Genomic DNA, 12,523 nt, shown 5'->3' with positions numbered 1-12,523 from the left:
TATGCAACCGCTCAATAGCGCGCGTGGAACGCTCAATAGCAATCCATCACCGCTCAATAGCGAACGTGGAACGCTCAATGTCACTCCATCACCGCTCAATAGCGCACGCGAAACGCTCAATGTCAATCCATCACCGCTCAATAGCGAACGTGAAACATCAATGTCACTCCATCACCGCTCAATAGCGCACGCGAAACGCTCAATGTCAATGCTTTACCGCTCAATATCGACGCATTCACCAAAAAAACAGGCCGTGCATACAATATGCACGGCCCTGTTCAACTATTCACTTAAGCGCTTCTGTCAAAATCGGAACAATTTGCTTTTTACGTGAAACGACACCTTTAAATACGCCTCGATTATCCGTCAAACCTACATTAAAGGCAGCACAAGCACGATCTGCCGCTTGTCCGAGTGCGATAACAGTCGAATCGTTATTCAGAATATCTGTCACAACAAACAAGAACAGTTGCAAATCCTTCTCTTCAATAATGCTGTTGAGCAACACTTCAAGCTCCACTTGACGTTCAAGCACGTCATTCACTTCAATCGCATTCACTTGCGCGATTTCAATTTTCGCATCACCAATCGTAAATTCCTTCGCATCCAGCGTCACAAGCTCTTCAAGAGATTTCCCACTCAAATCCGCGCCAGCCTTCAACATGTCAAGGCCATAACTTTCCGCATCCACTTCTGCGATGACCGCCAACTCTTCGGCCGCTTTACGGTCTTCTTCCGTAAAAGTCGGTGATTTGAACAAAAGTGAATCTGAAATGATCGCCGACAACATGAGTCCCGCGATTTCTTTTGGAATCTCCACATCATGCTCTTTATACAACTTCTTTAAAATCGTAGCCGTACATCCAACAGGCTCCGCACGATAGTAAAGTGGATCTGCCGTCTGGAAGTTGGCAATTCGATGATGGTCAACAACTTCAATTACTTGTACATCATCAAGATCATCTACACTCTGTTGCTTTTCATTATGATCGACAAGAATGACTTGCTGCGCCTCATCTGCTGCTTTTTCAATTAGTCGTGGTGCCTCGAATCCGAACTGGCCAAGTGCAAATGCAGTTTCTCCGGAAATCGATCCGAGACGGACAGCTTCTGCATCCATTCCGATCTGTTTTTTCAAATAAGCATAGCTGATAGCCGAAGTTATGGAATCGGTATCAGGATTTTTATGTCCAAAAACTAAAACTTTACCCATTGGTATATCCTCCTGTTGGTATCTATATTCCTATTTATTCTATCATAAAGGGTCATTGAACAGAATGGCTTCAAGTTCCTCTTTATTCACAATGAAATCTTGGATCGTGTATTTGTCCAATACAGCAAGATACGCTAGCAAAGCTTCATGCAGAACGCCTTTCAACCTGCATGCACTTGTCAAGATACAATGATTATCACCAGGACGAAAACATTCGACGAGATAAAAATCATCTTCTGTCCTGCGTACAAGCTCTCCAACATTTATCTCTTCAGGCTTCTTTTTCAAACGGATGCCTCCGCCTCTTCCACGCACCGTTTCGACAATCCCCATCTTCCCTAGTTCATGGACAACTTTCGTCAAATGGTTTTTAGAGATTTCATAACGGTCGGAAATCTCCTGGATTGTCGACAATTCGCCTATATCTTTCGCACCCAAATAGATCAGCACGCGTAATGAAAAATCTGTATATAAAGTTAGCCGCATAATTCCCACCGCCATTCACAACCTATTATAGCGATTATGTCCGTATCGTGAAAGAAATGTGTCTAAAGTTTAAACACTTTATAAAGATGCATTTAAAATATATCTTTAAACCGTTTTATCGTTTATTGTGGAATTAACAAAACAAGAAAGGTTGTGCATCACATGCTATCTCAACAAACAATCGATATCGTAAAATCTACAGTACCTGTTCTTGAACAACACGGAAAAACAATTACAACAGTCTTCTATAAAAACATGTTCGAAGCCCACCCAGAGTTATTAAATATTTTCAACCACGCTAACCAATCTAGAGGTCGTCAACAGACAGCACTTGCAAATGCCGTATATGCAGCTGCAGCGAACATCGATAATCTGGGTGCCATCTTGCCGGCAGTCATCCAGATTTCACACAAACACCGTTCACTCGGTATCTTGCCAGAACATTATCCGATTGTCGGCTACCATCTTCTTGGTGCAATCAAAGAAGTGCTTGGTGACGCGGCAACTCCTGAAATAATCACAGCATGGGGAGAAGCTTACGGCGTCATTGCTGATGCATTCATCGGCGTAGAAAAGGATATGTATGACACAGTCGAAGCGGAAAATGAAGGTTGGAGAACTTTCAAGGACTTCACTATTGTCGAAAAGGTTCAAGAGAGCGACGTCATCACGTCATTCTATTTCAAACCCGTTGACGGAAAGAAACTTCCTTCTTACAAACCTGGGCAATACATTACAATCCGTTTCCAGATCCCTGGAGATGAATATATGATCAATCGTCAATATAGCTTATCTCAAGCGCCCGGTAACGATACATTCCGTATTTCGGTAAAACGTGAAGATGAGTGCATGCCTAACGGTAAAGCTTCTGTTCATATTCATAAAAATCTTAATGTCGGTGATACAGTTGAATTGAGTGCTCCCGCAGGCGATTTCTTCTTGGATACTGACAGCGAAACTCCTGTAACGTTAATCAGTGGTGGAGTTGGAATCACGCCTATGATGGCAATGTACGAAACAATTGCAAACGAAACACCGAATCGTCCGGTTGCGTTCTTGCACTCTGCACGTACACGCAGCCATCAGGCATTTCATAACGTCTTAAATGATATTAATGAAAAATTGTCAAATTCAACGTATAAAGCACTTTTTTCAGAAGAAGGCGATGGTTTCATCACAGCTGATTTCTTAGCTGAACATGTCTTAAAAGGCAGCGACGTGTATGTATGTGGGCCAACACCGTTCATGCAAGCAGTCGTATCCGCATTGCATAAAAATGGCGTTGCTAACGAGAAAATCCACTTTGAATTCTTCGGTCCGGCCGAACAACTTGAATTAGTTCAGGTTTAATAAAACCAAAAACGCAGCCTCCCTTAAACAAGGATGGCTGCGTTTTGACGTTCAATACGAGCGATATAATTGATGGACAGCCGGTTAAACTCATCCGGTTGATCGATGTTACATACATGTCCCGAATCTTTAATCGTAATCATTTCAAACGTCGCTATGTCTTTCACAACTTTCTCAACCGGCGGGATGAACAGATAGTCTTCATCACCCATCAGAAACAACGTCGGAATGGACGTCGTCGATATTTGTAGTCGTGATAAATAGGGATTGATTAACTGTGTCAATGAAAACCATTTAACAAACTCTTTCTGACACATCTTCTTCGCTTCATTAACGAAAACCATACGGGATTCTTCATGCTTTTTCTGAGGCATGACAATGTACGCCAACAGTTTGTATAGCAACATATACGGAACAATTTTCTTTGAAACATGTCCGACGAACAATAAGAATTTCGTACGGATATCAAGTCGGATGATCGCTCCTCCAAGAACGAGCGACTTTACACGATCGGGATGGTTATCAGCCATCGTTTGCGCAACAATTGTACCGAGCGACATACCGACAACATGTGTTTGCGGGATTTCAAGTGTATCGAGAACTTCGACGACATCTTTCGCAATATCTGAAAAACTATCGCCTTTTTCCCAGTTACCTTTCTCCGACTTTCCATGGCCGCGCAAATCTACTAACAATATATTGTAATGCTTACGGTATTCGCGAATTTGTTTAAACCAAATAGAAGAGCTCCCACCGGCACCATGTATGAATGTAACCCAAGGTAAACCTTCTTGCTTCAGATACGTCCGATAGTGAATCAAGTCCTTCATTCCTTCCTCACTTACTTCTTTTATTAAACCATCGTACCAATGAAGATGACAACCTTAGATGCCTTCTGATGTACCGATTCCTTTCATTCTTCGTCAAAAATCCGACAAAAATAGACTGCTACAGCAATTTGCAAGTAGCAGTCTAGTATTTTTATTTGACAAGCTTAGCGAGCAACTTTTGCCGGCAACTTGATGGACGCATATATTAATACAGCTGATAGTAATAGCCCCATATAACCGATATACGGATATAAATGAGCGACCAAGTTTTTAAATCCGAAGAAGCTTAATCCGAATCCAATAAGTAACGTTATCAAGACAAATCCTTTGAAATTCTTCGTTCCGATTGTTACAAAACGAGCGCCGAATGCATAAAACATACTGACAGCTGTATTGAAGATCATTCCGTACAACACGAACGCCATCATTATTGCGAGAATTGGCGAAATGTCATTAATGATTGCAAGCATCGGTAGATCTGCATCTTTGACGACATCTATTTTCGAGAAGATTGCCAAGTGGCTTAACAGAATCATAATTCCGAGTCCTAGACCACCAACTAATCCACCAAGTGCAGCAGTTCTCTCGTCCTTTTCTGCTCCCCCCATGACAAGTGACATTGAAGCTCCTACTGCTATGTTAAATGACACATAGTTGAAAGCTGATATGAACCAGTTTGGTAATGTAGTTTCCACTGCATTCGCAATTGGATTCAACTCTGCAAACGTTTGATCCATCGTAAATAAACAATAGATGGACACGCCAATTACTGCAAGAATAAGGAATGGTGTAATACTACCGATAACCCCAACCACTTTATCAACATTCAGTAAAATTGTTGCGAATACAAGAATAATCATCAAACCACTACCGATATAGGATGGCAAACCGAATTGCTGTTCCAAATTCGATCCTGCTCCAGCGATCATGACCGTGCCTACGCCGAATAATGTAATAATGATGATAATATCAATAATCACCCCGAGGAAGCGACCGCTGATTGTATAGATGACATCTTTATGTGAAGTCGTTCGTAATCTACTTCCCAATCTCGTTAATGCCATGCCTATGTATGCAAATAATGCTGTTGAAATGATTGCCGCGACAATCCCCATATACCCGAATGCTGTAAAGTATTGAAGGATTTCCGCACCTGAAGCAAAACCTGCACCGACAATGATTCCGATGAAAGCGCTTCCCATTTTAAGAATCTTTTTCATGGACTTTCTCCCCCTATGTAGTCATTGGAAACACCTTTGCATATTTATGAAATAATATGAATTTTCAACACGCAAATGGTAACCCTGTACTAATTTAACATGCATGTTTATCCATATCAAGACATTGTCTGTTAATCTCGTATTTATGAGAGAATAATTAAATGAAAATAGCTGCCCCCAAAAAGGAGACAGCCATTCTTTCTCACTTTATTTCCGGGCTTCCAAAAGCTTGTTGGATTCCCTTATAAAAGCAGGAAGGTCGTCCGGCATACGGCTCGTTACAAGCTGGTTTTGACAGACGACAACTTCTTTGTCAGCGAACTTAGCCCCTGCATACTCCATGTCCACACGGATAGATTTAAAGCCAGTCGCATCACGACCTTCAAGTGTTTTCGCTGTAATGAGAAGTTGCGGTCCATGACAGATTGCAAATACCGGTTTCTTTGCATCCATGAACTTCTTCGTGAAGTCTACAAAACGCTCATCAGCACGGAGTTGGTCAGGTGAAAAACCGCCTGGAATGAATAATGCATCAAAATCATCGGCATTCACTTCATCTATGCTTTTGTCGATTTTGACGACCGTATTTTCACTCTTACCTTTTACTTCGGTACCCGCTTCTTTCTCAATTGTCACCACTTCATGACCGGCTTCCTTAAACGCTTTTGCGGGATCTGTGTACTCAGAGTCTTCGAATAGATTCGTGATTACTGTAGCAATTTTAGCCATTGTACTATTCATCCTTTCCAATTTGTATCCACTCTTACTATTCCACCGTCATGTTCGATTAAACCTATAGTCGGTATTTAGAGACATACGGATTATCCTTTTCAAAGAACCGCCATGGATAATGGACCGCTTCCCCCGAATTACCGATGCCCACACGCGGCCCTGTTTCAACTTCTTTCGCTCCAGGCCCTTCAGCTATGAACAGCGGCACTTCTGTCCAGCGATGTCCATAATACTTCATCGTCACGCCGAGCGCCTTCGAAAGTTTTCCCGGACCGTTCGTCCAATCTCTCATCTTCAAATGTTCACCACGGTTCTGCTGCATCAGCTCTAATCCTCCAACAGGTTCTGCGCCTCGAATGAGAATTGCGTGTGGAGTGCCAACAGGTCCGCTCGTCACGTTCATCAATGTGTGTGTATGCATCTGGTATGTATAGACAAGGCCCGGCTCATTAAACATAACCGCAGTCCGCTTCGTTCGCCTGTTGCCGAAACTGTGTGCTGCTTGATCTTCCGCTCCGTGATACGCTTCCGTTTCCACAATCTTGCAGACAATGACCCCGTCTGGCGTCTCATGCACAATATATTGACCGACCAGTTTTTCAGCAAGCTCGAGCACAGGCGCTTCAAAAAAGGTTTGGGCTATTGGTGTATACATCCGCTCCCCTCCATCCTGTCAAATTAGTATCTTTATTATCGTGAAAGGTAGCTGCATACTCAAGAAATATGCTGAATGGAAAGGTGGATTTCTGCGTTATCACCGCTTAACACACTTCTATCATCGCTCGCCCATTTACTGACAAATAAAAAACGGAGAAGGGCTCCCCTCTCCGATCTTTTCATGATAATCCTTGCCCTTGCGCAAACTCCCTATACAACGCATGAGACCGGAACAATTCACTATGCGTTCCGATTCCCGTTATACGACCCGCTTCCAAAAAGATGAGCTGGTCAGCATCAACAACCGTCGACAATCGATGCGCGATAATGAGCGTCGTTCGGCCTTCCATCAACCGTTGCAAAGCTTCTTGCACATGTGTTTCTGATCCGCTATCCAGATTCGATGTCGCTTCATCGAGCAATAAGATCTCCGGGTCATGCAACAAGGCACGAGCAATCGCAATTCGCTGTCGTTGTCCACCCGAAAGTTTCATGCCCCGTTCACCGACGAGCGTCTCAAAGCCATCAGACATCTCTTCAATAAATCCTAGTGCATTCGCCGCCTGTGCAGCTGCCCGCACCTCATCCATTGAAGGACGTATATCCAGTCCATATGCGATATTGTCGACAATCGTTCCACTCAATAACGGGCTTTCTTGAGAGACATACCCAATCCGTTTACGCCAGCCGGATAATGCGATATCTTGAATTGGCGTCGGCCCGATGTATAAGTTTCCTGCAGTCGCTGTGTAAAACCGTTCAATCAGCGAGAATATCGTCGTCTTCCCGCCGCCGCTTGGTCCAACAAAAGCCGTAACCGTCCCTGGGGAAGCCTGGAACGATACGTCTTCTAACACTTGTTTGCCAGTTTCATAAGCGAAACCGACTGACTCAAAACGCAATCCGCCTTTAGGTACGATAGAATCACCCTCCGCTTTCTCACTATCCATTCCGAGAATCTCTTGAATCCTCTCCGTCGCACCGACCGCTTTTTGGAATATCGTAAACACTTGGGCCATCCGAGCAAATGGAAGAATAATTTGAAACATGAGGAAGATGATTGCGACAAGTGTTCCTGCGCTTAATTCTTTTTTAGCCACTTGCGCACCGCCATACCCTAGGATGACGACGAGAATGCTCATCATCACGAGTGTCATGACTGGCGATATGAATGCTTGCACACGCGCCTCTTTCAAGCCATATGAAAACAGGGACCGGATCGCTTTCTCTCCTTGCGCTCCTTCATTAGGCTCCGCACGATACGCTTTCACTAAACGGATATCACCTAGGACACGGCCTAAGTGACCCGAGAATTTCGCCATCTCCGCTTGTGTCGCTCTTGCAATTTTATGCATGATCCGACCAAGCGGCATGATGATTGCAAAACTGATTGGAATGCTAATAAGCATGATCAATGTCATTTTCCAATCCAAATAAAGCAAAATGGCAATCGCACCAATAATCGAAATGATGCCCGCAATGAACGATACAAGATGATCCGATACAAGCTGTTTCAGCATCGTCGTGTCTTGTGTAATCCGGCTCATTGTCTCACCGGTTTCGTTGTCATCGTAATAGGAAACTGGCAGCCTGAGAATTTTCGCCCATAGTTTTGTCCGCAAATCAGCAACAATCGTTTCCCCTATGTAGGCTAATAAATACAGAGACACTCCCCCAAGCACAGCTTGCACGACGAAAACGGTGAACAGAAATACACCAGTTTTCCAGCTGAAGGAGGCTTCTGTCAGTGAATCCACTAATTGCTTTGTCACAAGAGGGATCGCCAAACTCGCAACAGTCGAGAATAGAGACAGCACGAGTGCAATAATCGTTATTCCTTTAGGCCATGTCAGTTGCTTCAATAATGTGATGAATTCCTTCAACGACCCTTTTGTTTTCACTTCGCTTTTCATTTCTTCACCTGCTTTCTATTCTTCTCACCAATTCTTCAACTTCTCTCGGTGATTTTAGAATGACCACTTCCGCTTTCACTCTTTCAAGCAATTCCAAAACTCCAGGACGCTTCTTCTTTGAATACGTCCAAATGAATTTGGCAAACTCCCAATCAACCTTTTCCGAACAGCCCTCTGCCATATCTGGACGTGTCGTCCCCTTATAGGTCCACACACGTTTGAGCACTCTTGAAAGGCAAAGCCAGTTTGGGAAATCGAGGAAGATGACGAGGTCTGCATATGTTGCACGCATCTCCATCGTCGAGTTAAAATTCCCATCAATAATCCATTCAGGTTCTTCAAGTGCTTGTTGAAGCTTCTCTCGGAATTCCGTTTTCGGAGTAGGCATCCATCCTTCATTCCAAAAAAGGGCGTCAAGATGCACGACAGGTAAATCGAGCATGTCTGCCAACTTAACCGAAAGCGTCGATTTCCCTGCTCCACTGCATCCAACTATAAGTATCCGCTTATACTCATTCATTCTCTTCTTCCTTCATCCGCTTCAAGATTTCTCCGATTGCCAACCAATTCGCATCAAGATTAGGCCTATGAGACGGACGATAAAAGATCGAAGCCGGATGAAATGTCGGCACAATACGGTAATGTTGTTCTGTCCATTCAAAAGTTTTGTCATCCAGCCCCTGCAAGTATTGCACAGGTCGTTCTAGCAATTGCCCATGCAGTTCTGTTATTTTCGCTTCTTTACCGAGTAGACGTTGCAAACCGACATTGCCAAGCGTGACAATCAGCTTTGGTTTGACGTTAGCAATTTCATAATCCAACACAGGTGCGTGCGCTAGAATTTCTTGACGGGTCGGCGGTCGATTGTATTTCCGAGTCGTCAAAGTTCCGTCACGTTCGCGCTTCTCTCCCCATCTATACGGTCTGCTTCGAACAGCACTTGTTATATAAACGTCTTCCCGTGATAAACCGATTGTTTCAAGTGACTTCATTAGCTCTTTTCCGGCGCGGCCAATAAAAGGGATGCCATCAACCAGTTCAAACTCTCCCGGCGCTTCTCCGATTAACATCAATTCGGGTTTTTGCGGTCCTTCCCCGTAAATGAATCCTTCCACAGGAAAGCCTTCAATTCGTTCCTTACCTAGTTGCGCAATCATTTCAGGTATACGAAACACAGAATCACTCCCTTTCAGCCTTGCAGCACGTTCATTGTTTCATACAGAAGAGGTTCCCATTTTTCTAGTCGGACAACCTTTAAGCCAATCAATATTATTCACCTTCAATAATATGGTCTTTCAAAGCCCATTCAACACTATTGGCAAAATTGCTCCCAGCTCCCCAGTCAAAACGGAAAAACACACCTTCCGAACTTCCTGCTGCCACAACATGGACACGTGTCACACCGTCAAAATTGTCAATTGTCGACGTGACGGATGCCCGGTTATTAGATCGCATATAATACTTTTCCATAATAATGACATGCATTTCTGTTGTTCCAGCATTCCTCACATAATGGTCAACCAACGTTCCACTGATGCTTCCGTTAATAATTTCCGATTGAATTCTATTCGCCGCGTCTTCCGGCGATAGACTGACGTTAAAGTTTCGAATAGACATTTAGCCACCCCCTAATGATACTAGTATTACGATCGAAGGTGTTAGTAAGTTTCAAGTATTTGAGCGGTTCCTGGGGTATATTGAGCGATTCTCCATGCCAATTGAGCGCTACACGGGGGACATTGAGCGATTCTCCATGCCAATTGAGCGCTGCACGGGGGATATTGAGCGATTCTTCATGCCAATTGAGCGCTACACGGGGGACATTGAGCGATTCTTCATGCCGATTGAGCGCTGCACGGGGGATATTGAGCGATTCTCCCTGTTTACAACAAAAAAACTGACCCCTTAAAAATAGGCGTCAGCAGTTATTTACTATTTTCTTATTCTAAATCTAGATCAGGATCGTTTTCATTTGCAATTCCAAATTCTATCCAATTATCAGGATCATCCATTAGCAGATAAATGAGCCCGTTTTTACTATAATAGCGTTCAGAACCGTCACCGTCTACTGTGACATCATCCAATTTCAGTTCAGCCATTATGCTTTTCGCGTCGGCTTCAGTCATTTCGTTATCGACTGACTCAATCATTGTCTGTATAAGCGCATACGCAGTTTCCCGTGATTCAGCTCCATCTATTTCTAGATGAACCATTTTCACATGCTCCTCGTCTTTAACACGCATCGCATTGAAGTCCATATCCTCATACACTTCAACGGTTACCAACTCGGAGGTTTCGTCATATTCTTTCCATTCATAGTCTCCAATTGCCATATCAAGATTGTTGTTCTTTGCATTTTCGTTGAAACGTTCTTTAAATTCATCTAAAGAAAAACCAATCGTTTTATCGTTCAATAGGCTAGCATTGGTTTCCGCTTTGTCGCTATCATCAGCTTCATCGGCCTCATCAGTTGATTCAGTCTCACCTGTTACCGCATTGTCTTCTTTTGACGTATCCGCCTGTTGATCTTCTTTTTCATTTCCGCATGCAGCAAGCCCTAAAACTAGTAACATGCCGAGCAATAAAAACTTCAGTTTGGATGTCATTTAGTCATCTCTCCTATTCTATCTTTTACCAAGTTACAACTATAATGAAAGATGTATTAAATTTCAATGAATTGCCTGTGTCTTCTTGAATCTTACCTCATTCGACTCATAATCTATGTAATTTAACCTATCTTCTTTATTCTTGGCACGATACTTCTTATTCCCTTATTTCCCCTTACATAAACTACTTAATTTATCTTTTGCTAAAAAAGAAAAAGGGACTGCTTGTAAAAAGCAGCCTCCGTCTTTCATTCCAATTCCAACTGTTTCGTTTCTGTTCCAAGTGCGATGACTGCGATGACTCCTATAATAATCGCCCCGCAGAAGATACCGAAGACCAATTCGAATCCATGTCCCGCAGCAAGCAGTGAGCCGACTAGCAAAGGGCCGAAAATTCCGCCAACCCTTCCAACTGCCGCCGCCATGCCAGAGCCTGTCGCGCGCACTGATGTCGGGTATTGTTCCGGTGAATAGGCGTACAGCGCGCCCCAAGCGCCTAGATTGAAAAAGGAGAGCAATGCACCCGAGATGAGCAACGTTGTCAACGTATCTGCATTACCGAATGCAAGTGCACTGGCAGCAGTTCCAATGAGATATGTAGCAAGCACAAATTTCCTACCAGCTCTTTCAATTAACCAAGCAGCTGTAAAATAGCCCGGCAGTTGCGCAAGTGTCATAATGAGTACGTATTTAAAACTATGTATCATATCGAACCCTTTCATGACCATGACACTTGGCAACCAAAGAAACATACCGTAGTAAGAAAAAACGACTGTGAACCAGACGATCCAGAGCATCGTTGTCCTGCGTGCATACGGTTTGGACCAGATGAGTTTCATTTTTGCGCCGAGAGATTGTTTCGGCTTTCCATCTGCTTCGAATTTTGGTGAATCTGGCAGATTGCGACGTAAGTATATTGCATAAAATGCAGGTAACGCCGTGATGATAAGAGCGATTCTCCAGCCATACTCCGGAATGATGAAATAAGCGATCAATGCAGCGATGAGCCAGCCAGCAGCCCAGAAGCTTTCAAGCAATACGACGACCCGTCCCCGTTCTTTTGCAGACACACTTTCAGATACGAGTGTAGATGCAACCGGAAGTTCTCCTCCAAGCCCTGCACCAACGAAAAATCGCAAAATGAGGAACGCGGTCAACGTTGTCGTAAATGCTGATAAACCGCTTGCCAGCGAAAACAGGACAAGCGTCAGCATGAAAACATTCTTCCTTCCGATACGATCTGCAAGCAACCCGAATCCTAACGCGCCGAACGCCATACCAATCGAGTTGACGCTACCAATCCAACCCATTTGCGTAGGATTCAAATGCCATTCAACTGATATGGCCGCGATAACAAAGGATAGGATGCCTACGTCCATCGCATCGAACATCCATCCTGTGCCTGATATAGCAAGTAATTTATTACGTGATATAGTAGGTTTTTGTTTACTCACAATTTGACTACCCTTCGCTGTAAATTATCAAGTGTCTTGACACTTGTCATTATACTCCGAGC

14 protein-coding genes are annotated in these 12,523 nt (G+C 43.7%); 2 read left to right on the top strand and 12 right to left on the bottom strand.

The window, feature by feature from the left end:
• Window positions 1-286 precede the first annotated feature (286 nt).
• Together H9649_RS04775 and H9649_RS04770 are read right to left on the bottom strand one after the other, a co-directional pair.
• A complete protein-coding gene (locus tag H9649_RS04775; RefSeq protein ID WP_191693575.1) occupies window positions 287-1,213 on the bottom strand; it encodes a manganese-dependent inorganic pyrophosphatase in 927 nt (308 codons plus the stop codon).
• A gap of 42 nt (window positions 1,214-1,255) precedes the next feature.
• Entirely contained in the window at window positions 1,256-1,699 is a 444-nt protein-coding gene (locus H9649_RS04770) for an RrF2 family transcriptional regulator (RefSeq protein WP_191693574.1), read from the bottom strand.
• A 162-nt stretch (window positions 1,700-1,861) separates the two neighbouring features.
• On the opposite strand from H9649_RS04770, the gene hmpA reads away from it, so the two are divergent.
• The gene (hmpA, locus tag H9649_RS04765) at window positions 1,862-3,049 is read left to right on the top strand and encodes an NO-inducible flavohemoprotein (RefSeq protein WP_191693573.1); all 1,188 of its coding nucleotides are present in this window, start codon (window positions 1,862-1,864) and stop codon (window positions 3,047-3,049) included.
• Window positions 3,050-3,072: 23 nt separating this feature from the next.
• On the opposite strand, the gene H9649_RS04760 is transcribed toward hmpA, so the two are convergent.
• The 8 genes from H9649_RS04760 to H9649_RS04725 all read right to left on the bottom strand — a co-directional run bounded on the left by H9649_RS04760 (window position 3,073) and on the right by H9649_RS04725 (window position 10,018).
• Window positions 3,073-3,870, bottom strand: a complete 798-nt coding sequence (locus H9649_RS04760) for an alpha/beta fold hydrolase (protein ID WP_191693650.1) — start codon at window positions 3,868-3,870, stop codon at window positions 3,073-3,075.
• Window positions 3,871-4,043: 173 nt separating this feature from the next.
• Window positions 4,044-5,099 carry a YkvI family membrane protein gene (locus tag H9649_RS04755; RefSeq protein WP_191693572.1) on the bottom strand — a complete coding sequence of 352 codons (1,056 nt, stop codon included), beginning with the start codon at window positions 5,097-5,099 and terminating at the stop codon, window positions 4,044-4,046.
• 207 nt (window positions 5,100-5,306) lie between these two features.
• Window positions 5,307-5,828: a type 1 glutamine amidotransferase domain-containing protein gene (locus H9649_RS04750; RefSeq protein WP_191693571.1), complete on the bottom strand. Its 522-nt coding sequence runs from the start codon at window positions 5,826-5,828 to the stop codon at window positions 5,307-5,309.
• 64 nt (window positions 5,829-5,892) lie between these two features.
• Entirely contained in the window at window positions 5,893-6,486 is a 594-nt protein-coding gene (locus H9649_RS04745) for a DNA-3-methyladenine glycosylase (protein WP_191693570.1), read from the bottom strand.
• 181 nt (window positions 6,487-6,667) lie between these two features.
• Window positions 6,668-8,401, bottom strand: coding sequence for an ABC transporter ATP-binding protein (locus tag H9649_RS04740; protein ID WP_191693569.1), 1,734 nt, complete (start codon window positions 8,399-8,401; stop codon window positions 6,668-6,670).
• A gap of 4 nt (window positions 8,402-8,405) precedes the next feature.
• Window positions 8,406-8,921, bottom strand: a complete 516-nt coding sequence (locus tag H9649_RS04735) for an AAA family ATPase (RefSeq protein WP_191693568.1) — start codon at window positions 8,919-8,921, stop codon at window positions 8,406-8,408.
• Complete coding sequence (locus H9649_RS04730; protein WP_191693567.1) at window positions 8,914-9,576, bottom strand: uracil-DNA glycosylase; 663 nt, start codon at window positions 9,574-9,576, stop codon at window positions 8,914-8,916. Before H9649_RS04730 ends, H9649_RS04735 begins: the two co-directional genes overlap by 8 nt.
• 94 nt (window positions 9,577-9,670) lie before the next feature.
• Window positions 9,671-10,018, bottom strand: coding sequence for a DUF6054 family protein (locus tag H9649_RS04725; protein WP_191693566.1), 348 nt, complete (start codon window positions 10,016-10,018; stop codon window positions 9,671-9,673).
• A 94-nt stretch (window positions 10,019-10,112) separates the two neighbouring features.
• Between H9649_RS04725 and H9649_RS04720 the strand changes: the two genes are divergently transcribed.
• The gene (locus H9649_RS04720) at window positions 10,113-10,310 is read left to right on the top strand and encodes a hypothetical protein (protein WP_191693565.1); all 198 of its coding nucleotides are present in this window, start codon (window positions 10,113-10,115) and stop codon (window positions 10,308-10,310) included.
• A gap of 31 nt (window positions 10,311-10,341) precedes the next feature.
• On the opposite strand, the gene H9649_RS04715 is transcribed toward H9649_RS04720, so the two are convergent.
• On the bottom strand, window positions 10,342-11,007 hold the full coding sequence (locus H9649_RS04715) for a hypothetical protein (RefSeq protein ID WP_191693564.1): 666 nt from the start codon (window positions 11,005-11,007) through the stop codon (window positions 10,342-10,344).
• 248 nt (window positions 11,008-11,255) lie between these two features.
• Window positions 11,256-12,398 (bottom strand): MFS transporter, encoded by a 1,143-nt coding sequence (locus H9649_RS04710; RefSeq protein ID WP_225229685.1) that lies wholly within the window; start codon window positions 12,396-12,398, stop codon window positions 11,256-11,258.
• Window positions 12,399-12,523 lie beyond the last annotated feature (125 nt).

It is taken from the genome of Sporosarcina quadrami, assembly GCF_014836615.1.
Lineage (GTDB): Bacteria > Bacillota > Bacilli > Bacillales_A > Planococcaceae > Sporosarcina > Sporosarcina quadrami.
Note: the sequence above shows the minus strand (reverse complement) of the source record. Positions and strands in the feature narration are given on the sequence as shown.

Coding starts and splice junctions, on each gene's coding strand:
- H9649_RS04775 (WP_191693575.1), bottom strand. CDS start 1,213: ATGGGTAAAGTTTTAGTTTTTGGACATAAAAATCCTGATACCGATTCC.
- H9649_RS04770 (WP_191693574.1), bottom strand. CDS start 1,699: ATGCGGCTAACTTTATATACAGATTTTTCATTACGCGTGCTGATCTAT.
- hmpA (WP_191693573.1), top strand. CDS start 1,862: ATGCTATCTCAACAAACAATCGATATCGTAAAATCTACAGTACCTGTT.
- H9649_RS04755 (WP_191693572.1), bottom strand. CDS start 5,099: ATGAAAAAGATTCTTAAAATGGGAAGCGCTTTCATCGGAATCATTGTC.
- H9649_RS04750 (WP_191693571.1), bottom strand. CDS start 5,828: ATGGCTAAAATTGCTACAGTAATCACGAATCTATTCGAAGACTCTGAG.
- H9649_RS04745 (WP_191693570.1), bottom strand. CDS start 6,486: ATGTATACACCAATAGCCCAAACCTTTTTTGAAGCGCCTGTGCTCGAG.
- H9649_RS04740 (WP_191693569.1), bottom strand. CDS start 8,401: ATGAAAAGCGAAGTGAAAACAAAAGGGTCGTTGAAGGAATTCATCACA.
- H9649_RS04735 (WP_191693568.1), bottom strand. CDS start 8,921: ATGAATGAGTATAAGCGGATACTTATAGTTGGATGCAGTGGAGCAGGG.
- H9649_RS04725 (WP_191693566.1), bottom strand. CDS start 10,018: ATGTCTATTCGAAACTTTAACGTCAGTCTATCGCCGGAAGACGCGGCG.
- H9649_RS04720 (WP_191693565.1), top strand. CDS start 10,113: ATGCCAATTGAGCGCTACACGGGGGACATTGAGCGATTCTCCATGCCA.
- H9649_RS04715 (WP_191693564.1), bottom strand. CDS start 11,007: ATGACATCCAAACTGAAGTTTTTATTGCTCGGCATGTTACTAGTTTTA.
- H9649_RS04710 (WP_225229685.1), bottom strand. CDS start 12,398: ATGTTCGATGCGATGGACGTAGGCATCCTATCCTTTGTTATCGCGGCC.